The organism is Pseudomonas sp. IT-P100 (assembly GCF_949767185.1).
GTDB lineage: Bacteria > Pseudomonadota > Gammaproteobacteria > Pseudomonadales > Pseudomonadaceae > Aquipseudomonas > Aquipseudomonas fluorescens_B.
Map to the genome: position 1 here is coordinate 824,718 of NZ_CATKQK010000022.1, position 21,540 is coordinate 846,257.

General features: G+C 58.9%; 25 protein-coding genes. 11 read left to right on the forward strand and 14 right to left on the reverse strand.

Annotated features, from left to right (window positions below; all coding sequences use genetic code 11):
* Positions 1-5: 5 nt before the first annotated feature.
* Positions 6-929 carry a LysR family transcriptional regulator gene (locus ACM6IQ_RS20045; protein ID WP_017337034.1) on the reverse strand — a complete coding sequence of 308 codons (924 nt, stop codon included), beginning with the start codon at positions 927-929 and terminating at the stop codon, positions 6-8.
* A gap of 49 nt (positions 930-978) precedes the next feature.
* On the opposite strand from ACM6IQ_RS20045, the gene ACM6IQ_RS20050 reads away from it, so the two are divergent.
* The 3 genes from ACM6IQ_RS20050 to ACM6IQ_RS20060 all read left to right on the forward strand — a co-directional run bounded on the left by ACM6IQ_RS20050 (position 979) and on the right by ACM6IQ_RS20060 (position 3,188).
* Positions 979-1,293, forward strand: coding sequence for a hypothetical protein (locus ACM6IQ_RS20050; RefSeq protein ID WP_017337035.1), 315 nt, complete (start codon positions 979-981; stop codon positions 1,291-1,293).
* 164 nt (positions 1,294-1,457) lie between these two features.
* Entirely contained in the window at positions 1,458-2,057 is a 600-nt protein-coding gene (locus tag ACM6IQ_RS20055) for an FMN-dependent NADH-azoreductase (RefSeq protein WP_414879623.1), read from the forward strand.
* Positions 2,058-2,321: 264 nt separating this feature from the next.
* Positions 2,322-3,188 carry a carboxylate/amino acid/amine transporter gene (locus ACM6IQ_RS20060; RefSeq protein ID WP_017337037.1) on the forward strand — a complete coding sequence of 289 codons (867 nt, stop codon included), beginning with the start codon at positions 2,322-2,324 and terminating at the stop codon, positions 3,186-3,188.
* 48 nt (positions 3,189-3,236) lie between these two features.
* On the opposite strand, the gene ACM6IQ_RS20065 is transcribed toward ACM6IQ_RS20060, so the two are convergent.
* Positions 3,237-4,535 (reverse strand): mechanosensitive ion channel family protein, encoded by a 1,299-nt coding sequence (locus ACM6IQ_RS20065; RefSeq protein WP_414879624.1) that lies wholly within the window; start codon positions 4,533-4,535, stop codon positions 3,237-3,239.
* 192 nt (positions 4,536-4,727) lie between these two features.
* Between ACM6IQ_RS20065 and ACM6IQ_RS20070 the strand changes: the two genes are divergently transcribed.
* Positions 4,728-6,074, forward strand: a complete 1,347-nt coding sequence (locus ACM6IQ_RS20070) for a DEAD/DEAH box helicase (protein WP_084323398.1) — start codon at positions 4,728-4,730, stop codon at positions 6,072-6,074.
* A gap of 162 nt (positions 6,075-6,236) precedes the next feature.
* Here the strand turns inward: ACM6IQ_RS20070 and ACM6IQ_RS20075 are convergent, their stop codons facing one another.
* Positions 6,237-6,512, reverse strand: coding sequence for a hypothetical protein (locus ACM6IQ_RS20075; protein ID WP_017337090.1), 276 nt, complete (start codon positions 6,510-6,512; stop codon positions 6,237-6,239).
* A gap of 188 nt (positions 6,513-6,700) precedes the next feature.
* On the opposite strand from ACM6IQ_RS20075, the gene ACM6IQ_RS20080 reads away from it, so the two are divergent.
* Positions 6,701-7,129, forward strand: a complete 429-nt coding sequence (locus tag ACM6IQ_RS20080; RefSeq protein ID WP_414879625.1) for an Sbal_3080 family lipoprotein — start codon at positions 6,701-6,703, stop codon at positions 7,127-7,129.
* 8 nt (positions 7,130-7,137) lie between these two features.
* A complete protein-coding gene (locus ACM6IQ_RS20085; protein ID WP_414879626.1) occupies positions 7,138-7,557 on the forward strand; it encodes a DUF2846 domain-containing protein in 420 nt (139 codons plus the stop codon).
* 156 nt (positions 7,558-7,713) lie between these two features.
* Here ACM6IQ_RS20085 and ACM6IQ_RS20090 read toward each other — a convergent pair whose 3' ends face one another.
* Positions 7,714-8,448 (reverse strand): DUF899 domain-containing protein, encoded by a 735-nt coding sequence (locus ACM6IQ_RS20090; protein WP_017337093.1) that lies wholly within the window; start codon positions 8,446-8,448, stop codon positions 7,714-7,716.
* Positions 8,449-8,625: 177 nt separating this feature from the next.
* On the opposite strand from ACM6IQ_RS20090, the gene ACM6IQ_RS20095 reads away from it, so the two are divergent.
* Complete coding sequence (locus ACM6IQ_RS20095) at positions 8,626-9,015, forward strand: transcriptional regulator (RefSeq protein WP_414879627.1); 390 nt, start codon at positions 8,626-8,628, stop codon at positions 9,013-9,015.
* Between the two features lie 96 nt (positions 9,016-9,111).
* On the opposite strand, the gene ACM6IQ_RS20100 is transcribed toward ACM6IQ_RS20095, so the two are convergent.
* The 3 genes from ACM6IQ_RS20100 to ACM6IQ_RS20110 all read right to left on the reverse strand — a co-directional run bounded on the left by ACM6IQ_RS20100 (position 9,112) and on the right by ACM6IQ_RS20110 (position 11,170).
* On the reverse strand, positions 9,112-9,981 hold the full coding sequence (locus ACM6IQ_RS20100; RefSeq protein ID WP_017337095.1) for a DUF6279 family lipoprotein: 870 nt from the start codon (positions 9,979-9,981) through the stop codon (positions 9,112-9,114).
* Positions 9,982-10,046: 65 nt separating this feature from the next.
* Positions 10,047-10,763, reverse strand: coding sequence for a TorF family putative porin (locus tag ACM6IQ_RS20105; protein ID WP_017337096.1), 717 nt, complete (start codon positions 10,761-10,763; stop codon positions 10,047-10,049).
* A gap of 218 nt (positions 10,764-10,981) precedes the next feature.
* Positions 10,982-11,170, reverse strand: a complete 189-nt coding sequence (locus ACM6IQ_RS20110; RefSeq protein WP_017337097.1) for a hypothetical protein — start codon at positions 11,168-11,170, stop codon at positions 10,982-10,984.
* A 352-nt stretch (positions 11,171-11,522) separates the two neighbouring features.
* Between ACM6IQ_RS20110 and ACM6IQ_RS20115 the strand changes: the two genes are divergently transcribed.
* Together ACM6IQ_RS20115 and ACM6IQ_RS20120 are read left to right on the forward strand one after the other, a co-directional pair.
* Complete coding sequence (locus tag ACM6IQ_RS20115; RefSeq protein WP_084323383.1) at positions 11,523-12,359, forward strand: S1 RNA-binding domain-containing protein; 837 nt, start codon at positions 11,523-11,525, stop codon at positions 12,357-12,359.
* A 65-nt stretch (positions 12,360-12,424) separates the two neighbouring features.
* The gene (locus ACM6IQ_RS20120) at positions 12,425-13,357 is read left to right on the forward strand and encodes a DMT family transporter (RefSeq protein WP_017337099.1); all 933 of its coding nucleotides are present in this window, start codon (positions 12,425-12,427) and stop codon (positions 13,355-13,357) included.
* Here the strand turns inward: ACM6IQ_RS20120 and ACM6IQ_RS20125 are convergent.
* On the reverse strand, positions 13,302-14,483 hold the full coding sequence (locus ACM6IQ_RS20125) for an MFS transporter (protein WP_017337100.1): 1,182 nt from the start codon (positions 14,481-14,483) through the stop codon (positions 13,302-13,304). The two genes, ACM6IQ_RS20120 and ACM6IQ_RS20125, sit on opposite strands and share 56 nt — an antisense overlap.
* A gap of 103 nt (positions 14,484-14,586) precedes the next feature.
* On the opposite strand from ACM6IQ_RS20125, the gene ptrR reads away from it, so the two are divergent.
* Positions 14,587-15,480, forward strand: a complete 894-nt coding sequence (ptrR, locus tag ACM6IQ_RS20130; protein ID WP_414879628.1) for a putrescine utilization regulator PtrR — start codon at positions 14,587-14,589, stop codon at positions 15,478-15,480.
* Between the two features lie 139 nt (positions 15,481-15,619).
* Positions 15,620-15,748 carry a PA1414 family protein gene (locus ACM6IQ_RS20135; protein ID WP_003184145.1) on the forward strand — a complete coding sequence of 43 codons (129 nt, stop codon included), beginning with the start codon at positions 15,620-15,622 and terminating at the stop codon, positions 15,746-15,748.
* 190 nt (positions 15,749-15,938) lie between these two features.
* Here ACM6IQ_RS20135 and ACM6IQ_RS20140 read toward each other — a convergent pair whose 3' ends face one another.
* The 6 genes from ACM6IQ_RS20140 to speB form a co-directional block, all read right to left on the reverse strand.
* Positions 15,939-16,190 (reverse strand): phosphopantetheine-binding protein, encoded by a 252-nt coding sequence (locus ACM6IQ_RS20140; protein WP_017337102.1) that lies wholly within the window; start codon positions 16,188-16,190, stop codon positions 15,939-15,941.
* Between the two features lie 55 nt (positions 16,191-16,245).
* Complete coding sequence (locus tag ACM6IQ_RS20145; RefSeq protein ID WP_414879629.1) at positions 16,246-16,971, reverse strand: MBL fold metallo-hydrolase; 726 nt, start codon at positions 16,969-16,971, stop codon at positions 16,246-16,248.
* Positions 16,972-17,056: 85 nt separating this feature from the next.
* On the reverse strand, positions 17,057-18,436 hold the full coding sequence (locus ACM6IQ_RS20150) for a sodium:solute symporter (protein WP_017337104.1): 1,380 nt from the start codon (positions 18,434-18,436) through the stop codon (positions 17,057-17,059).
* Positions 18,437-18,563: 127 nt separating this feature from the next.
* Complete coding sequence (locus tag ACM6IQ_RS20155; RefSeq protein ID WP_414879630.1) at positions 18,564-20,075, reverse strand: purine-cytosine permease family protein; 1,512 nt, start codon at positions 20,073-20,075, stop codon at positions 18,564-18,566.
* A 54-nt stretch (positions 20,076-20,129) separates the two neighbouring features.
* Complete coding sequence (locus tag ACM6IQ_RS20160) at positions 20,130-20,552, reverse strand: YybH family protein (protein ID WP_414879631.1); 423 nt, start codon at positions 20,550-20,552, stop codon at positions 20,130-20,132.
* Positions 20,553-20,561: 9 nt separating this feature from the next.
* The gene (speB, locus tag ACM6IQ_RS20165; protein ID WP_017337107.1) at positions 20,562-21,512 is read right to left on the reverse strand and encodes an agmatinase; all 951 of its coding nucleotides are present in this window, start codon (positions 21,510-21,512) and stop codon (positions 20,562-20,564) included.
* Between the last annotated feature and the right edge of the window lie 28 nt (positions 21,513-21,540).

Sequence of the window (21,540 nt, forward strand, 5' to 3'; positions counted from 1 at the left end):
CCGTGTCAGGCTTGTTCAGGGGCGGCGAAGGGCGCATCCAGCGGCGCGGTGTCGAACGTGCGCAGCAGTTCGATGAGGATCTGTGTCGCCGGGCCCAGCGGTTTGTCCTTGTTCGAATACAGGTAGAAGCTCGGGTTACGGCTGCCGCCCTGGTCCAACGGTAGCAGCTTGAGCGTCCCTTCCTTCAGTTCGCGTTCGATCATGTGCCGGGGCAACCAGGCGAAACCCAGCCCGCTGCCGACAAATGTCGCGGCGGTGGCGAGGCTGCCGACGGTCCAGCGCTGTTCGGCGCCGAGCCAGCCGACATCCCGTGGCTGTTGACGGCCGGAGTCGCGGATCACCACTTGCATCTGGCTTTCCAGGTCCTGGAAATTCAGTTCGCGGTTCAGGCGGTGCAGGGCGTGTTCGGGGTGGGCGACGGCGACGAATTCGACGTCGCTCAATTCCGCGCCCAGGTAACCGGGAATGCTGAAGCCGGTGATTGCCAGATCGGCCACACCTTCGAGCAGGACTTCCTCCACGCCCGACAACACTTCTTCGCGCAGCCGCACCCGGCAGCCGCGGCTTTGCGGCATGAACGCGGTCAGGGCGCGGACGAGGCGGGCACTCGGGTAGGCTGCGTCGACCACCAGCCGCACTTCCGCTTCCCAGCCTTGCTCCATGTGATGCGCCAGGTCTTCCAGTTGGCTGGCCTGTTTCACCAGTTGGCGCGAGCGGCGCAGCAACACGCCCCCGGCTTCGGTCAGCACGGCTTTGCGGCCGTCGATGCGCAGCAACGGCACACCGAGCTGGTCCTGCATGCGCGCCACGGTGTAGCTGACTGACGATTGCGAGCGGTGCAGCGCTTCGGCGGCCTGGGCGAAACCGCCGTGGTCGACCACGGCCTGCAGCGTTCGCCATTGATCAAGGGTCACGCGGGGCGCTTTCATGTTGAGCTCCTCTTGTCCTAAGCTGGCAGTCCTTATTGGAGACTGCCGAATGAAAAAATTCTGTTGTGTGGTGTTGGCGATGCTGCCGCTGACTGCCTTTGCTTACCCGATCGACGTACAAAAACAGTTGAACGGCTTGAGCATCGACTACAACACGTATGACACGGATACCGACATCGCCTCCATTCAGGTGAACAACTACGGCAGCACCGATGCAGTCTGTAAGGTGGTTTTCAATAACGGTCCGGAAGCGCCGCGCACCCGCAATATCGAAGTGGCTGCCGGCAAGCACAAAAATGCCACCGCCAAGTTCAACCGGACCATCATCAAGATGCGCATCAATCTGACCTGCACCCCGAAATAAGCACCAAAATCCTGTGGGAGCGAGCCTGCTCCCTCAGGGTGTATCCAGCTTATAAACGAATTTATTGATGGGTTATAGCAATTATTTGCGCTTTTTCATCGATATGACTCTGTTTAACCTTCACTCCATCGACTTACAGCATTCTCAGATGGAGCCTACATCCCATGTCCCGCGTTCTGATCATCGAAAGCAGCGCCCGTCAGCAAGACTCGGTGTCCCGTCAACTGACCCAGACCTTCATCAACCAGTGGAAAGCCGCCCACCCCAACGATCAGATCACCGTGCGTGACCTGGCCGTCAATCCGGTGCCGCACCTGGACATCAACCTGTTGGGCGGCTGGATGAAACCCGCAGAGCAGCGCAGCGACATCGAACAGGCTTCCCTGGAGCGCTCCAACCAGTTGACCGATGAATTGCTGGCCGCCGACGTGCTGGTCATGGCCGCTCCCATGTACAACTTCGCGATCCCGAGCACGCTGAAAGCCTGGCTGGACCACGTGCTGCGTGCCGGCGTGACCTTCAAGTACACCGAGACCGGCCCGCAAGGCCTGCTCAGTGGCAAGCGCGCTTACGTGTTGACCGCTCGCGGCGGGATCTACGCCGGTAGCACCGCGGATCATCAGGAACCCTACCTGCGCCAGGTCATGGGCTTCATCGGCATTCACGACGTGACTTTCATCCACGCCGAAGGCATGAACCTGGGCGGCGACTTCCAGGAGAAGGGACTGAACCAGGCCAACGCCAAGCTTTCCCAGGTCGCCTGACCCGTTAATCGCCAGATAATCGCTGGATGGTCTAGTGACCTGGCGCAACCCTTCAAGCCTGTACGCGCATCGACCTCCCTTTGCACTTGTTGCTCCTGAGTGCTGTAGCCCGATTGAACGCTTTAGCGAGATCGGGCTTTTTTTTGTCTGCGGTTTGATGGCGGACACAGATCCCTGTGTGCGGGCTTGCCCGCAGGTTTATGTGTGTTCTCGCGATCGCCGGCAAAACCCGCTATCGTCGCCGCCATTCAAAACGAGGCGAGCATGGGCTATCTACTTTTTGTCACGCTGATCCAGGCGTTTTCCTTCAGTCTGATCGGCGAATACCTGGCCGGTCATGTCGACAGTTACTTCGCAGTGCTGGTGCGGGTGTTGCTGGCGGGTTTGGTGTTTATTCCGCTGACGCGCTGGCGTTCGGTCGAACCGGCGTTCATGCGCGGCATGCTGCTGATCGGCGCGTTGCAGTTTGGCGTGACCTACGTCTGCCTGTATCTGAGCTTCCGGGTGCTGACGGTGCCGGAAGTCTTGCTGTTCACCATCCTCACGCCACTGCATGTGACGTTGATTGAAGATGCGCTTAACCGGCGTTTCAATCCATGGGCGCTGGTCGCAGCGCTGGTGGCAGTGCTCGGCGCAGCGGTGATCCGCTTTGACCGGATCAACCCGGATTTCTTCATGGGATTCCTGCTGCTGCAACTGGCCAACTTCACCTATGCCGCCGGGCAGGTGCTTTATAAGCATCTGGTGGCGCGTCATCCGAGCGATCTGCCGCATTACCGGCGCTTCGGCTTTTTCTATCTCGGCGCATTGGCGGTGGCGTTGCCGGCCTTTCTGCTGTTCGGCAAACAGAATTTCCTGCCCGAAGCACCGCTGCAATGGGGCGTGCTGGTGTTCCTCGGCCTGGTCTCGACCGCGTTGGGGTTGTACTGGTGGAACAAGGGCGCGTGCCTGGTGAATGGCGGGACGCTGGCGGTGATGAACAACCTGCATGTGCCGGTGGGGTTGCTGATCAATCTGCTGATCTGGAATCAGCATGAGGAGCTGGGGCGCTTGTTTTTGGGTGGTTCGGTGATTTTGATGGCGGTGTGGATTAGCCGGTTGGGTATACGCCAACCGGCAGTCGCGCACTAAACCCTTGTGGGAGCGAGCAGGCTCGCTCCCACAAGGGGAGACCTGAAGTTACATGACGTGTTTTTCAGGCTCTGGAATGTGGCTGGCGCCCAGCATGGCCGGGAGCAACCCGGCCCTGAGATCCCCGCCACTCGGCTGCTGATAAAGGCTTAACCCGAACTCCGGCAGCACCGCCAGCAAGTAATCGAAAATATCCCCCTGAATCCGCTCGTAATCCGCCCACGCCGTGGTGCGGGTGAAGCAGTAGATTTCCAGCGGAATCCCCTGCGCCGTGGTTTGCATCTGCCGGACCATGCAGGTCATGTTCGGCTGAATCTCCGTGTGGCTCTTCAAATACGCCAGCGCATAGGCGCGGAAGGTCCCGATGTTGGTCATCCGCCGCCGGTTGGCCGACATGGCCGCGACGTTACCCTGAGCCTCGTTCCACGCCTTGAGTTCAGCCTGTTTGCGGCTGATGTAATCGGTCAGCAGGTGCACCTGGGACAGCTTCTGCTCTTCATCATCACGGATGAATCGCACACCGCTTGCGTCGATGAACAGGCTGCGTTTGATCCGTCGCCCACCCGACTGCTGCATGCCGCGCCAGTTCTTGAACGACTCGGACATCAGGCGCCAGGTCGGAATCGAAACGATGGTCTTGTCGAAGTTCTGCACCTTGACCGTGTGCAGCGTGATGTCCACCACATCGCCATCGGCGCCGACTTGCGGCATCTCGATCCAGTCGCCGACCCGCAGCATGTCGTTGCTGGTCAGCTGCACGCTGGCGACGAACGACAACAGGGTGTCCTTGTAGACCAACAGAATGACCGCCGACATGGCGCCCAGGCCCGACAGTAGCAACAGCGGCGAGCGGTCGATCAGTGTGGCGACGATGATGATCGCCCCGAACACGTACAAGACCATCTTCGCCAGTTGCACGTAGCCTTTGATCGAGCGGGTTCGGGCATGCTCCGTGCGCGCATAGATGTCCAGCAACGCGTTGAGCAGGGCGCTGATGGCCAGCACCAGGAACAGAATGGTGAAGGCCAGCGCCACGTTGCCGAGGAAGATCAGGCTGGTTTTGCTCAGTTCCGGCACCAGGTGCAGGCCGAACTGGATCACCAGCGACGGCGTCATCTGCGCCAGGCGATGAAACACCTTGTTCTGCCGAAAGTCATTGACCCAGTGCAACGCCGGTTGACGGCCCAGCATTTTGGTCGCATGAAGAATGAGATAGCGCGCCACTCGTCCGAGGGCCAGTGCCACCAGCAGCAACAAAAGCAGCCCGAGGCTGGAATGCAGTAGAGGATGCTGGTCGAGAGCACCCCAAAGGTCTTGGACGTTGAGCCAGAGCTGTTTGATATCCATGGGTAAAACCGTTCTTCTATAGGACGCGTCGGGGCGATTAGAGCATTTAAGACGCTTTGGATGACGTTTGAGGACAAAAGAGGCAACAAAAAAGCCACTGTTTACGGTCGTTTGCATAAAGAAACTCGGCCTCGGCGCTCGAAACCGTTACCCTATGCAGCTGTTTTTTTGTATTTCTTCGAGGTAGCACCCGTGTTTTCCCAATTCGCCCTGCACGAACGCCTGCTCAAAGCCGTGGCCGAGCTTAAATTTGTCGAGCCAACGCCTGTGCAAGCAGCGGCTATTCCGCTGGCGCTCCAAGGGCGTGACCTGCGGGTGACAGCGCAAACCGGCAGCGGCAAGACCGCCGCCTTCGTCTTGCCGATCCTCAACCGTCTGATCGGCCCGGCGAAAATCCGCGTCAGCATCAAGACCCTGATCCTGCTGCCCACCCGCGAGCTGGCCCAGCAGACCATCAAGGAAGTCGAGCGCTTCGCTCAGTTCACGTTCATCAAGTCCGGTTTGATCACCGGCGGTGAAGACTTCAAGGTCCAGGCCGCCATGCTGCGCAAGGTGCCGGACATCCTGATCGGGACGCCGGGGCGGATGATTGAACAACTGAACGCCGGCAACCTCGACTTGAAAGAAGTTGAAGTGCTGGTGCTCGACGAAGCCGACCGCATGCTCGACATGGGTTTCGCCGAAGACGTGCAGCGTCTGGTGGAAGAGTGCACCAATCGCCAGCAGACCATGCTGTTCTCCGCCACCACTGGCGGTTCGGGCCTGCGCGAGATGGTCGCCAAGGTCCTGAACAACCCGGAACACCTGCAGCTGAACAACGTCAGCGATCTGAACGCGACCACCCGTCAGCAGATCATCACCGCTGACCACAACCAGCACAAAGAACAGATCGTGAACTGGCTGCTGGCCAACGAGACCTATCAGAAGGCCATCGTGTTCACCAACACCCGTGCCATGGCCGACCGCATCTACGGCCGCCTGGTGGCGCAGGAATACAAAGCGTTCGTCCTGCACGGCGACAAGGACCAGAAAGACCGCAAGCTCGCGATCGATCGCCTGAAACAGGGCGGTGTGAAAATCCTGGTTGCCACCGACGTTGCCGCCCGTGGCCTCGACGTTGACGGCCTCGACCTGGTGATCAACTTCGACATGCCGCGCAGTGGCGATGAATACGTTCACCGTATCGGTCGCACCGGTCGTGCCGGCAACGATGGGCTGGCCATCTCACTGATCTGCCATGGCGACTGGAACCTGATGTCGAGCATCGAGCGCTACCTCAAGCAGAGCTTCGAGCGCCGCACCATCAAGGAAGTCAAAGGCACCTACGGCGGGCCGAAAAAGGTCAAGGCCTCGGGCAAAGCCGTTGGCGTGAAGAAGAAAAAGGTCGACGCCAAGGGCGAGAAGAAGAAAACCGGCGCCAAGGCACCGACCAAGCGCAAAATTGCCAACCGCCCGAAGACCGACGCCCTGTCGCTGGTCAGCAAGGACGGCATGGCCCCGCTGAAGCGCCGCAAGCCGGAAGCGCCGGCTGCTGAATAAGGCGCGGTAGCGATCCAGTAAAAACCCGGACATTGTCCGGGTTTTTTTTCGTCCAAAGATCGCAGGCTTCGCCAGCTCCTGCATGAAGCGTGTGCGGCCTGGTATTCCGAGTGCACCTGAATCCTCGGAACTGTCGCGCGAAGCGAGGCTACGATCTTCTCTTCAACCCTCGGCTTTTTTCTCCGCCGATCCCAACTCCTTCAAACGCTGATCGATCAACTGACACTTGTCCGGTAGATCGGCGCTGGCCGTATCCAGATCCATCTTCTGCAACTCATCGTTGATCTCTTTGGCTTTCTTCGGATTCTGCTCCGTGAGCCTGGCGACTTCCTTGGCCAGCTGTTCACGTTTGGCGGTGGCTTCCTCCGGCGTGCAGGCCCAGGCGGGGAGGGCGCAAGCGAGGGTGGCGGCGAGGGTGAGTTTCAGCAGGGTTTTCATGGGGGTGGGCCTCGGTTCCGGTTAAGGCGGGTTATCCGGTTGAGGGTTGAGGTCAGGGGAAAGTTCAGCACGCTGGCATCTTTTGTTCACGCAGCTGGCTGATAGCGAATCCGTCAATTGACCGAAAAAGGACGCCGATCTAGTAGGCTGGTAGCATTGTGCTATCACTCGAAAATCAGGGATCGACCATGCTGTTCAGGGTCGTCACGGCAAGCCTTCTACTGGCATTGACCGGTTGCACCAACGTCAACGTCGAGCCAGTTGCTCCTCAATACAAAATCTCTCAGCTCTGCATCGAAGAGAACCCGAAAGTGGTGGTGGGCGATTTCGTCGATGGTCTGCAAACGCTTTTGCGCAAGCACAACATCGAAAGTCGCTTGTACGCCGCCCCCATTCCGAGCAGTTGCGAATACCGTCTGACCTACACCGCCATCCGTTCCTGGGACTTTTCCCCGTACTTGTCCGATGCCAGTGTCCGGCTCTTCAAGGGCGATCAACAAATCGGCTTTGGTCAATACCACCTGACCGGTGAGGGCGGCTTCGATCCGTCGAAAGTCGCGCCGGTCGAGGAAAAAATGGGGCCGGTGATCAACCAGTTACTGGGGCAAAACAAATGAGCGCAGCCATGAAAAGTATTCCGGTTCTATTGCTCATGCTGTTGTTGACCGGATGCGGTCATACCAGCCCCAGCCAGCCGTATTTCGAGCCGCCGGCGCCACCGCAGGGCAAAGCGCTGGTTTACATGATGCGGACCCAGGTCATTCAAGGCAGTTTTTATGACAGCGTGTTCAGCATCAATGACAGCGCCGTGGTGGGGCTCAATGACAAAAACTATTCCTGGGTTCTGGTGAGCCCGGGCTTGCATAAGGTCTCAGCCGGACCGCGCCCGCATCCCCGAAACGTGTACTTGAACCTGCAGGTCGAGCCGGGCAAGGAATACTTCGTTGAATACACGCAAGAGTACGCGGCCGAGATGGTCCGGGTGCGGGACGCCAAGGAAGGGAAAGCCATGGTGAAGGGGTATTCGTATATTCCGGTGAAGTAGTCGCACGGGGTAAATGAGTGATCCATCGCCAATCAAAACATTTGATTGGCATGCCTGAGTTAGCGCTTTTCAGCACGTGTCTGCACATACGCAAAAGGGCGACCAACAGGTTGCCCTTTTTATTTGCTCACAGCATTTGCTTGCAAACAATGCGCTCTATCCCCCATGGCAGCAGCTCGAAGAAGCCTTGTCTTCATAGCGATCGTGATGCCTTACCCATTCCATGATTTCTTCTTCATTGCGCCCCTTGGGCGTGAGGTCGAGGTAATTGTAGGCTCCCACCAACATGTCCAATCCTCGGGCATAGGTGGAGTAGGTGTGGAAAATATCGCCAGCTTCGTTGCGATAAAACACGCTCAGGCCGGGGAGTTCTTCCTCGGCACCGTCGGATTTTTCGTAGTTGTAGGTTGCCTTGCCGGCAGCGACATCTTCTGCTCGGGCCGAGACGCCAAAGTCGTAGTTGAAATCGCTGCCTGCTGACGACACCCAATCGAACTTCCAGCCCATGCGCCGTTTGAATGCCTGGAATTCGGCGAATGGCGCGTGGGAAACGGCCACTACGGCCACGTCGTGATGGGCGAGGTGCTGGTTTGCGCCGTCGATGTGGTCGGACAGGAAGGAGCAACCGGGACAACCTTCGTCCCAGCCGTCGGCGAACATGAAGTGGTAAATGACCAACTGGCTGCGACCGCCGAACAGATTGGCCATTTTCAGTTCGCCGTTGGGGCCCTGGAAGCGATAGTCCTGGTCAATTTTCACCCAGGGCAGGGCGCGACGTTCGGCGCTGAGTTTGTCCCGTTCTTTGGTGAAGGCTTTTTCGTGGGCCAAGTGTTGTTTGCGGGCCACGAGCCATTCTTCTCGCGACACGATTTGATGGTTCTGAACGTTCATCGGGTTTTCTCCTGCGCAATGCTGGGAGGTGACTGACACAAGCTTGTCGTTTGACCTGTGCCGAATTCGACATACCGCCGGTCAGCGCCGTTCAAAACCTAAGCTGAACGGCTGCGCGCGCTGCCGGTCACAACCTATGAAGGCCATCACACTCACCGGCTTTGGAGGTTGAACAGGATGACGACTTATAACTGGGATCTGATCGAGCGCTTGCTGCACGAAGTACAAAACGCAGCACCCAGCTTCACGCCACGGCCCTATGCCGAACAGTACGCCGCGGAGAAAGCCACGGAGGGTGAGCAGACTGAAAACCTGGATCACCTGAAAGAGGTGGCCGGCGAGTACGAAAAGTTACTGCTGGAGCGGGGATATATCGAACCTCGGCCTGAAGAGCAGGGTGGGACCGGTTCGAACTACATGCTGACGCCACGGGGTTCGAGTTTATTGAGCCTGATCGACAGCAGCATTCCTGGCAATGATCATCCACGGCAGGTCCTGGATGAGCAGGAAGACGCGCTCGATGCAGTGACGTTTGATGTGGTGGCGTCCAAGGCGCAGATCGCCTGATTGCGTGGTGAAAGCAAAAGATCGCAGCCTTCGGCAACTCCTGCCTGTATACACAGAACTCTGTAGGAGCTGCCGAAGGCTGCGATCTTTTGATTCTTAGCTCTGTTTCGCGGCCTTGAGGCACTTCAAATCATTGAAGTCCTTGCGAACCCCTTCGATTTTCTTCAACAACCGCTCACGCTGGGTCGGCTTGCTCTCGGCCATCAAATCCGCGAACAGGCTTAGCGCCTGTGCTTCTGTGTTGGCGTAAGCCTTGCGGTAATCGGCCGTCCATAAACTCTCGCGATTCACCAGAAGTGTCTCGATTCGCTGTGGGAATTCCGGACTCTGACGTTGCGCCACTGCGGCACTGAACTGCTTCTGCCAATGGGCGCGGTTGGCGATCCATTGCGTGTTCTGGTCACCCAAGGCATTCGACCAGGCGACGACACGTTGTCGCTGGGTTGGACTGAGCGGGCCGAGCCAGTCTTTCAAACGTTTTTCCATGCGCTCGCCGCGCTCCTTGATCTGCTGATCGAGGGACGGTTTCAGGTAATCCTGCTGGCGTTTGCGCTGGTCCTTGGCAAAGGCGTCGTTCATCTCCGCGACTTGCTTGTCATCCAGCCCCTGCAACAACTCGATGGCCGACGGGGTGATTTCCCGTGCGGTCTGGGCGATGGCTTGTTTGGCTTCCTGGGTGCGGGTTTGCAGTGCGGTGTCGGTCACCTGATTGGTCTCCACCATCACCTGCAAACGGTCGAGCCAGTCGAGGTAACCCGGCAGTTGCGTGGTGCAGTGCCAGCTCAGGTGCTCTTTCAGGCGCTCGTTGAACCAGCCTTTTTGCTCGCCGTTCATGTCCAGGTAATCGCTGAGGGTCCACGGAATGATCACGTCGAGGTTGCGATAGGCCAGGCCCACGCGGCTGCAGGCGCCGAGGGCGAGACTGAGGGTGAGGGCGACGGCAATACACTTTAACCAGCGCGACATGGGCGAGTCCTTGCGAAAGCGTAGGTTCTCATGTGAACGCAGGATGAGCCCGCCAGTTCAGCCGATCAATAGAACGCGTGTTCGGCTTTGAGGGTGACGAGTCCGTCGCACTGACTGTTGTGCCCGGAGTAGGCGGAGCAATCGCTGCCGCTGAGGCTTGAGTCGCTGTAGATCAGGTCCAGGTCGATGCCCATGAACGGCCGGGACAGCGTCAACGACCAGTCGGTGAAACTGCCTACATACCCGCCGTCCACCGACACCGGGGTGTTGAGCTGGTGGGTGGTGTATTTCATGCTGATCCCGACGCCGAATGGCTGATTGCCGCCCAGGTCGGCGAACACGGTGCTGTTCTGTTTGTCCGGGTCGTTGCTGAAGGCTGCGCCGAAACGGCTGCCCAGCAGGGTCAGGCCGCCGAAGAGTTCCTGGGTGTCGAGGGTGTCCACCTTCGGATAGCTGTAGCGGATCATGCCGACTTCGTATCCGAGGGTTTGGTCGAAGGGTTGTTTAAAACCCATGTAGGAATCGACTTCGAGGTTGTTCCCCTGGCTCAATCCCATGCTCGGTGACCATTGGCCGAAGTAGAAGCCGCTGTCATGGCTCAGGTCGAGGCCGCCGTGAAAGGAGCCGATGGTCGAGGGTTTGACCAGCCCCTGGGCCATGCTGCGACTGGGGGTGGTGCCCAACTTGAGATCGAAGTCCCCCAGTTCACGCTGGAAGATTTGCGCGTTGGCGACCGAAGATGACAGCAGGCCGCTGAGCAAAAACAGAAAGGGTTTGAGCATGCGTCACTCCATGACAGCGAGGAGCAGAAACGAAAAACTGCTGAAACGCTTAATCCAGACGTGTGCAAGCATACCGGCGAATGCTCGGCATCGATGGCCGTTCGTCGATTTTTGAAATATTGATGTATTTATCGGGGGTGTTGCGAGAGGGTTCCAGTCCAAGCGCTTCGAAGCTCAAAGCGCTTACGGACCAGGTGACGCGAGGATCTGTAACGGTGTTACTTTTTGCCGAGCGTGATCTGCTTGGACGGGCCGAACGTCTGGCCGCTGACGCCTTTGGCAATTTGCTGGATCTCGCCACCGGACTTGAGGAACGCAGCAATCTGGTTGTTGATCGATTCGCTGGTTTCAACGGCTGGAGCTGGCTTTGCTTTGCTGTTGGATGCTTTTACACGCATGGCGGCCATTAACCTGTAGAAAATTAACTTGGCCACGCATCGTACAGGAAATACTTGACAATTGCTTGGTAAATATCCCCCTGAAATACACATCACAAAAGCAGGATACGTCGCAAGTTATTATTCGAAATACCCCCGTAACCTGCTGTTTTGAATAAGAACATCAGTGCGTATAAATGGATTTTTGCCTGGCTGGAAGGGACGAAAATCCGCTGATCGGCCTGACGAATGGCCGGACGCGACCGACAAGTCCCTGGAAAATTAAGACCTTCACAGGATTTTTCTCGAGCCTCTTGGCCGGGCGTCGAACGCCGCGTGCAAAAACGGGTAGAATGCCGCCCACGCAATGAGGGTATTGGACATGGCTTTAGTCGGGCGTTACAACAGTTTGCAAGTGGTTAAACACACTAACTTCGGTTTATATCTGGACGGTGGCGCGGATGGCGAAATCCTTCTGCCTAATCGTTATATTCCCAAAGATATTCCCAGCGAAGATGAAGACTGGCTCAACGTTTTTATTTATCTGGACAGCGATGACAAACTTATCGCAACTACCGAAAAGCCGAAAGTTCAAGTCGGTGAATTCGCCAGTTTGAAAGTCGTTGAAGTCAACAGCATCGGTGTTTTCCTGGATTGGGGTTTGCCGAAGGATCTGTTGCTGCCATATTCCGAAGAAAAGCGTCAGATGACTGCTGGCGAGTATGTCGTGGTGCACGTCTACCTCGACAAGCACACCCGTCGCATCACTGCGACCGCGCGTCTGGACCGTTATCTGGACAAGACCCCGGCCAATTACACACCCGGCCAGGAAGTTGATCTGCTGGTTGCCGAAGCCACCGACATGGGCTTCAAGGCAATCATCAACAACAAGCATTGGGGCCTGATCCACAAGAACGAAATCTTCAAGTTCATGCGCGCCGGCAAGGAAGAGAAGGGCTTCATCAAAGAAGTCCGGGCCGACGGCAAGATCAGCCTGAGCCTGCAACCGGTGGGTGAAGAAGCGGCCACTAGCCTCAACTCGAAGATCCTCGCCAAGTTGCGTGAAAACAACGGCACGCTGCCGGTGAGCGACAAGAGTGACCCGACAGTGATCACCAGCATGTTTGGCGTCAGCAAGGGCAACTTCAAAAAAGCCATTGGTGCGCTGTACAAGAATGGCCAGATCGTTATTCACGCCGATCGCATTGAACTGAGCTGATCCCACGCCGGCCTTTGCTTTAACTGTCGAGTCATTGCCATGGATTGTGTTGACGAGGTGATCCAGTGAGCGCCACTCGGCGTAGCGCCGATGCGTTTGCCCTGCAAGTGATGATGGGGTTGTGCCTGATCTGGGGCGTGCAGCAGGTGATGATCAAGTGGGCGGCGCCTGACATCGCGCCGGTCATGCAGGCTGCGGGGCGGTCGGGTATTTCTGCGTTGCTTGTAGGATTGCTGATCTGTTGGAAGGGCGGCTGGGATCAGGTAGGCAAGACGTGGCGCGGTGGACTGCTGGCCGGAGCGCTGTTTGGACTGGAGTTCTTCTTCATTTCCGAAGGCCTGCAATTGACCACGGCCGCGCACATGTCGGTGTTCCTTTACACGGCGCCGATCTTCACCGCGCTGGGCGTGCACTGGCTGTTGCCGAGCGAACGCTTGAGGCCCGTCCAGTGGTTGGGCATTTTTCTTGCCTTTATCGGGATTGCCATCGCGTTTGCCGGTGGCGTGTCGTGGGACAACCTCGATCGCCGCATGTTGATGGGCGATGCGCTTGGCGTATTGGCTGGCGCCGCTTGGGGCGCAACCACCGTCGTGGTGCGCGCTTCGCGCTTGTCGGAAGCACCGGTGACGCTCACGTTGTTCTACCAACTGATTGTCGGTTTCGTCGGTTTGCTGCTGATCGCGATGCTCAGTGGCCAGGTCACCCACGTCAGCCTGACCACCGTGGCGGTGGCCAGTGTGCTGTTCCAGGGACTGGTGGTGTCGTTCTTCAGCTACCTGACCTGGTTCTGGTTGCTGCGTCGCTATCTGGCGGCGAACCTGGCGGTGTTTTCGTTCATGACGCCGTTGTTCGGCGTCACGTTCGGCGTGGTATTGCTGGGCGAAGCGCTGAGCCTCAACTTCGTCATCGGTGCCGTGCTGGTGCTGCTCGGCATCACGTTTGTCAGCGCTGAACAGTGGGTGCGCCGTCGTTTGCGCAAAGCCCTCGGCCAGCGCTGACCGGACGGAGCAACAGACCACCAGCGATAAGCAGACCGCTGCCCGCCACGATCAGCGCCGGCTGCAAACCGCCGCTGAAATGGCTGCTCAATGCGGCCAGCAACGGTCCGGCAAGTTGACCCACGGCGAAACACGCGGTCAGCAGTCCTGCGTTGCGCTGGGTGGCGTGGGGCGCCAGTTCCCGCGAGCGTTGCATCACCAGTTGCATGCAGGCCAGGAACGGCGTGCCACACAGCAATACACCCAGCGCCAGGCCTGACCCGCTGCCCAACAGACACGCGAACACACCAGCGGCTTGCAGCCACAACGTAGCCATCAGCCAATGACGGGTGGCGTTCGGGTTGTGCCGACGAAGACTCACCAGCACCACACCGATGGCCGACGCCAGACCAAAGCAGGGCCAGAACAGATCGGCTTGCCACTGGCCATGGAACTGCGCGTTGGCCATCTGCGAGAGGAAAGTGGCCGGAATGATGTAGCCCAGACCGTACAAGCAGTAGATCCCCCCCAAACGGCCGATCCCCTGGTCGCCCGAACCGGCAGCGCTGGCGGCGACTGCCACGGAGGCGGACGGTTGCGGCAGGAAAGGCAAAATCCCCAACAGCATCACCAGTGCGACGCCGGCGTATACCAGCCACAAGGTTGCAGAGGTCTGACCCAACAGATTCGAGCCCAACGCCAACAATCCTGTGAGAAAGATCCCCAGACCCGGTCCGGCAAATACCACTGCGCCAAGCCGAGGTCGACCGGCTGCCGCGGCCAGTGGCTGGCTCAATGCGGTGATCATCACCAGCACCCAGGCGCTGGCCACGCCCGTGCCGAAACGCAGCAGCAGATGCGACCAGAAGCCATTGGCCCAGAACGAGGCGAGGGTGAGTAATACGCACAACCACAACCCGCCCAGCAACCGCTGCCGGACTTGCTCGGGACGTCGGCAGAACATTGCGTCCACGGCGCCGACGAAGTACCCAAGGTAGTTGGCTGCGGCAATCAGACCAGCGGCCGTGAGGTCGACCTGACCTTCGCTGAGCAGGTGTGGCAATTGCGGGGTGAGGGCGAATCGCCCGATGCCCATGGCCATCATGAGCGCGATAAAACTGGCGAGTAAGCGAATCAGCGGGGACATAGTCTGAGTTCCGGCAGGGGATCAATGACCGTCAGGCTAGGACTGTTTGACTTTCTTTAGAAATGAATAATAGTGAGTAACTTGTTCTGATTTGGAGAATGTCGTGGAATTCAGCCAACTGCGGATCTTCCAGGCGGTGGCGGAAGAGGGCTCGATTACCCGTGCTGCCGAACGACTGCATAGGGTGCCGTCGAATCTGTCGACCCGCCTTAAACAGCTTGAGGAGCAGCTCGGCGTAGAACTTTTCTTGCGCGAGCGTCAGCGTTTGCAGTTGTCTCCTGCGGGAAAAGTGTTGCTGGACTACACCGCGAAGCTGTTCAACCTGCGCAACGAAGCGCAAGCGGCGGTGCAGGGCGGGCAACCGGCGGGCGATTTCGTGCTGGGTACGATGTACAGCACCGCGGCCATTTACCTTCCACAACTGTTGGCCCGGTATCACCGCGCTTACCCGGCGGTGAACCTGCAAGTCCAGTCCGGGCCCAGCGGAGAGCTGCTGGAGGGCTTGCTCACCGGTCGCCTCGATGCGGCGCTGGTGGATGGCCCGCTGGAGTTGGCCGGGCTCGATGGCGTGCCCTTTCGCGAAGAGCGCCTGGTGCTGATCAGCGAAGCCGATCATCCGCCGGTGCGCAGCGCGCTGGATGTGCAGGGGCGCTCGGTGTTTACCTTTCGCCAGGGCTGTTCTTACCGGACGCGTCTGGAAGCCTGGTTCGCCCATGATCACGCGGCCATGGGGCGGGCGATGGAAATCGAATCCTACCCCGGAATGCTCGCCTGCGTGATTGCCGGTTCGGGGGTGGCGCTGATGTCGGAGTCGATGCTGGCCAGCCTGCCGGGTCGTGAAAGTGTGGCGGTGCACCCATTGGCCGAGCCCTTCGCCACGGCGACGACCTGGCTGATGTGGCGCAAAGGCATGGTCGGGGCCAATCTTAATGCGTGGATCGAGCAGCAACAGGCGGTCTATCCGACGGAGGTAACGCCGGCCCGAGCAATTGCCTGAACGAATGGTCAGGTATTTGGATCAATTCAGTAACAGATCATTGTGGATTTTGCCGAGCATTAGGTAGGACTTAGGACTATTATCAGAGCGAAGGGGCTACAGAATTTCAGCCGCTCGGCACTACCCTGAAGGGGGCACCATGAAAGAGAAAATCCAAAACTGGCTGCATGACCTGGGTGTCGCACTCGGTTTAATCGAACCGCCTCTGCAACCTGTGCCTATTCGCACCGACGACGAACAGCGTCGCCGCCAGCCGCGCCGCCGGTAACGAAGGGCCGAAGGGCTGTTGTGGCGAGGGGATTTATCCCCGTTGGGCTGCGGAGCAGCCCTAAGACCGTTCAACCGGGTTATATCTGGCGGACCATCTCAGGCGGATTACGACTGCTTCGCAGCCGAACGGGGATAAATCCCCTCGCCACAATCTTGTTTGCCAATTGGGGCGCGTTTGCGAACCCGACTCAATCCCGCGCGATCTCCATCAAAAACCGACTCAAATCGTTCGCCGTCCTGGCGGTCGTGAGCATCCGGTCTTCCTCCGCCGTAAACGCCGTCAACCCAAACTCATCTTCCAGATGGAAGATCAGGTCTTCGATGTCCGCTTTATCCAACCCTAATTCCATCAGGCTGGCGTGATCGTCGACGTCATCCTGGCGCTCCAGCAGGCGGCTGATGAAACAATGCACAGCGGCACGTACGTCGGCTCTATTCATGAGGGTTCTTCAAGGGTGTTGGTATTGTTGTTCCCTGCGCTGAGTACAGCAGGCTTCAGGCGTGCGAGCGCTGCCACTCGTCAATCATGTTGCGCAAATGTTCCCCGGAAAAACTCCCGAAATGACCGCCATGCACGGTGCGGATCGGCAATTCGTGCAAGCGTTGCAGGCTTCGCGCGTAGTCATTGAGGTCGGAGTGGTAGGCGTCCTCGATCAGCGGCCCGTCGTAGATAATGTCGCCACTGAACAGTGTCTCGGTTGCCGCCTCATACAGGCTGATGCCACCCGGTGAATGCCCGGGTGTGTGCAGCACCTGCAACACGCGATTGCCCAGATCCAGTACATCCCCATCCTCAATCATCCCCGTGGCCGGTGCGGCTTTCACCCGGTATTCGGCGTAGCACAGCGGGCAATCGGGATGAGCCTCGAACATGTCGTCGCCGACGAATGCCCGGCTCAAATCGTTTTCGCCGTCAGGTGCCTCAAGGATATCGGCCTCGGCGGGATGCACCAGGCGTTCGGCAAATTCGTGATGGCCGGCGATGTGGTCGAAATGGCAATGACTGGCCACGGCCACCAGCGGCCGTTCGGTAATCCACGGCAATTGCTCGCGCAGGCTCACCAGCCCGGAGCCGCTGTCCAGCAGCAGGTCCTTGTCGCGGCCCTGAATGTGCCAGAGGTTGCAGCGGTAGAAAGGACGGATGTAAGGCTCGTGGATCAGGCGGATGCTGTCGCTGAGCTGTTTGACCTCGAACCACTGATCGCGAGAAACAATCTTCATCAAAGGTTTTCTCCAGGCGAAAAAAAACGGGTGTGGCAACCGACGCCACACCCGTCGAAGAAAGCATCAAGTCGTTATGTTCAGTTTAGGCGGCGCTGGCCGCCACTGCCGGGCGACGGGACAGCAAGCTGACCAGCACGAAGCTCACCAGACTCACGCCGAGGCTGTAGTAGATCGGGGTGTTGGCGTCCATGCCATCCTTGATCATGAACAACAGCGCGGTGGCGAAGCCCATGCCCATGCTGGCGATCGCGCCAGCGGTGGTTGCGCGTTTCCAGAAGATTGCACCCATCAGCGGAATCAGCATGCCGCCCACCAACAGGTTGTAGGCCAGGGTCAATGCGCTGATTACATCGTTGACTACCAAAGCGATGCCGAGTACCGCAATGCCGGTCAGCAGGGTAAACAGGCGGTTAACGTTCATGTTGGATTGTTTGCCACCACGCAGTTTCGGCAGCAGGTCTTCGGTCAGGGTGGTGGATGCGGCAAGCAGGCCGGCGCTGGCGGTGGACATCATGGCAGCCAGGGCTGCAGCGATCACCAAGCCACGGATGCCGTCCGGCAGCGAGACTTTGACGATAGCGGCAAAAGCGTTGTTGACGTTGTCCAGATCCGGGATCAGTACGTGAGCGGCCATGCCGATCAGTGCACAGACCAGACCGTAGATGATGCAGTAGATGCCCGCGGAGGTACCGGCATACTTCGCAACTTTTTCGCTTCGTGCGGTGAACACCCGTTGCCAGATGTCCTGGCCGATCAGGATGCCGAAGAAGTAAATCATGAAGTAGGTGATGATGGTGTCCCAGCCGATGCTGGTGAAGCTGAAGCTGGCCGCCGGCAATTGTGCAACCAGTTGATCCCAGCCACCCACTCGGTACAAGCAGATGGGCAGCAACAGGAACATCAGGCCGACGGTCTGGATACCGAACTGGACGATGTCGGTCAGTGTCAGCGACCACATGCCGCCGATGGTCGAGTAGATCACCACCACACCACCGCCGAGAATCACCGACAACCAGAACGGAAGGCCGAACAACACTTGCAGTACGGTGCCGATTGCCAGGATCGAGGTCACACCGATCATCAGCGCATAGGCCAGCATGATGCTCGCGCTTGCGGTACGAGCCATCGGGTTATAGCGCTTTTCCAGCACTTGGGTAACGGTGAATACCTTCAGCTTCAGCAGCGGCTTGGCGAGGAACAGATTCAGCGCCACGATCCCGCAGCCCAGTGCGGCGCAGAGCCAGAAACCGGAGATGCCATGAACATAACCCAGACGCACGGTGCCCACGGTGGATGCGCCGCCCAGAACGGTGGCAGCCATGGTGCCCATGTACAGGGTCGGGCCGAGGTTGCGACCGGCGACCAAGTAGTCTTCGTTGGTCTTGGCCTTGCGCATGCCGAAGTAGCCGAGTACCAGCATCGCGGCGGCGTATATGAGAACGACGAATAAATCCAATGCCATGATGGCGTGTCTCCGATTGTCTTTTTTATGGTGAGGCGAAAATCAATGTGGCAATCAGGCCGCTTTTTGTGGCGAGGGAGCTTGCTCCCTCGCCACAGAGGTTCCGTTGATCACCGTTTGTGTCGAATCAGGCGGCTTGTCGCAACGCCGGTTTACCGAGCGAATCCGTGTCCTTGCTGCGTGGATCATTCGGCCCGAACACCGCAGCCGGTTCCGGGAACAGGCTCAGCAGCGCCAGGTACACCACCGAGGCCAGGCCAAGGGTCACCGGCAGGCTGATGTCGATGCCACCCGCCAGGTTGCCGAGTACACCCACGAACTGCCCTGGCAGGTTCACAAAGCACAGACCGACCAAGGCACTCGGGATCCAGGCACCCAGCCCACGCCAGTTCCAGCCATGGGTGAACCAGTAACGACCGCCTTTCTCGCCGCGGGTGAACACTTGCAGGTCATCCGGGCAATAGAAGCCGCGACGCACCAGCAGACCGATGATCATGATCACCATCCATGGGGTGGTGCAGGTGATGATCAGCACGGCGAAGGTCGACACGCTCTGCACCAGGTTCGCCGCAAAGCGTCCGATGAAGATGAAGGCAATCGACATCACACCGATCAACAGGGTGGCCTTGACTCGCGACAGCACCCGCGGGAACACGCTGGACATGTCCAGCCCGGTGCCATACAGCGAGGTGGTGCCCGTGGACATGCCGCCGATCACCGCGATCAGGCACACCGGCAGGAAGAACCAGCTCGGTGAGACGGCCAGCAGGCCACCGACGTAGTTGTTCGCCGCGATGTAGTCCGGCGCCTTGATCGCGACGATGGTCGCGGTGGCGAGGCCGAACAGGAAGGGGATGAACGTTGCGATCTGCGAGATCACCACGGCAGCCATGATCCGGCGCTTGGAGGTGTCACGCGGGATGTAGCGCGACCAGTCACCGAGGAACGCGCCGAAGGAAATCGGGTTGCTCATCGCCACCAGCGCGGCGCCGATAAAGGCGGCCCAGAAGCCCGGTTGACCCATGCTCACGGTGCCGGCGTAATTCGCATCGAAAGGACCGGCGAACGCGAAGAGCCCCAACAGGAACAACAGGCTGGCGCTCCATACCGCGATCTTGTTGACCCACAACAGGAAGCGGAAACCGTAGATGCACACCGTCAGCACCAGGATCGCGAACAGACCGTAGGCCAGGCCCAGGGTCAGGTCGGTTTCCGGCAGGCCGATCAGGCGTTTGGCACCACCGATCAGCGCATCACCCGAACTCCACACCGAGAGCGAGAAGAAGGCGATGGCGGTCAGCAGCGACAGAAACGACCCGACGATCCGCCCGTGCACGCCGAAGTGTGCACCGGAAGACACGGCATTGTTGGTGCCGTTGATCGGGCCGAACAGGCCCATGGGCGCGAGGATCAGCGAACCCAGCAACACGCCCAGCACAATCGCGCAGACGCCCGCCTGAAAGGACAGGCCGAACAGCACCGGGAAACTGCCGAGCACGGCGGTGGCAAAGGTGTTGGAACCGCCGAAGATCATCCGGAACAAGTCCGTCGGGCCTGCGGTGCGTTCAGTGTCCGGGATCTGTTCGACCCCGTAGGTTTCAATATGCGTAAGGCTTTGGTCGTTGTTGTTGTTATTCATGATCTGCTCCGATCATAAAGGCGCGCTCATCGTGTGTGAGCGTCACCTGTTTGGCTAAGGGATTGGCAGCCCTTCCGGCATCGCGGACAAATGTTCGTGGCAGGCCAGCCATGGGCCTTGTTGTTCTTGGCCAGACGCTTGTTTCTTGAAAACAATCGTCTCGCGCTCCTGGCTGAAGTGTTGCTCCCCTTGCATGCGCAGCTCGGTGGCCACGTCATGGATGAAAATCGCCACGTCACCCTGCAGGCTGACGAAGGCGTTGCTCGAGGTGCACGACAGCACCTCGAAGCCATCCTCCGAACGCCAGGTGTCCCACAACGCCTGATAGGCATCGCGCGACAGCAGCGGCTGCTCGAGGGTGTAGAAGACGAAGCTGGCATCGGCGCTGAACGCGCCGAAGTAGGCTTCGCGATCGTTACGGGCAAAGGCGGACACCAGATCGGCGGCGGCCTTCAAAACCTGATCACGTTCGTTCATGACCGATCCTCAGCGGTGGACCACGCCAGGCAGTACGCAGAGCATTTCGTACAGCAGGTTGGCGGCCAGCAGCGAGGTGTTGCCGGTGGTGTCATAAGCGGGCGAGACTTCTACCAGATCGCAACCGACCAGGTCGAGGCCTTGGCAGCCGCGAACGATCTCGATCGCCTGAATGGTCGTCAGACCACCGATTTCCGGGGTGCCGGTCCCCGGTGCCCAGGCCGGGTCGATGCCATCGATGTCGAAACTCAGGTACACCGGCCCGCCGCCGACTTTCTCGCGCACTTCGGCCATCAATGGTGCCAGGGATTTGTGCCAGCACTCTTCGGCCTGAACCACACGGAAACCCTGGTTACGGCTCCAGTTGAAGTCGTCAGCGGTGTAGCCCTGCGCACGCAGACCGATTTGCACGACGCGGTCCGGGTCCAGAAGACCTTCTTCGACGGCGCGACGGAAGGTGGTGCCATGGGCGATCTTCTCGCCAAACATGTGATCGTTCACATCGGCGTGGGCGTCGATGTGCACCAGGCCGACCTTGCCATGCTTCTTGTGGATGGCACGCAGGATCGGCAGGGTGATCGTGTGGTCGCCGCCCAGGGTCAGGGGGATTACATCGTGTTCGAGGATTTTGTGGTAGGACTCTTCGATGATCCGTACGGCATCCAGCAGGTTGAAGGTGTTGATGGCCACGTCGCCGATGTCGGCAACCGACAGTGAATCGAACGGCGCTGCGCCGGTCGCCATGTTGTACGGGCGGATCATCACGGATTCGGCGCGGATGTCACGCGGTCCGAAACGGGTGCCGGGACGCAGGGAAGTACCGATGTCCAGCGGCACGCCTACGAAGGCAGCGTCCAGACCGGCAGCGGTCGGTACATGGGGGAGTCGGAGCATGGTGGCGATGCCGCCGAAGCGCGGCATTTCGTTGCCGCCCAGTGGTTGGTGAAGAATCTTGTCCACGGGTAAGGCCTCATCGTCGTTGTTTTAT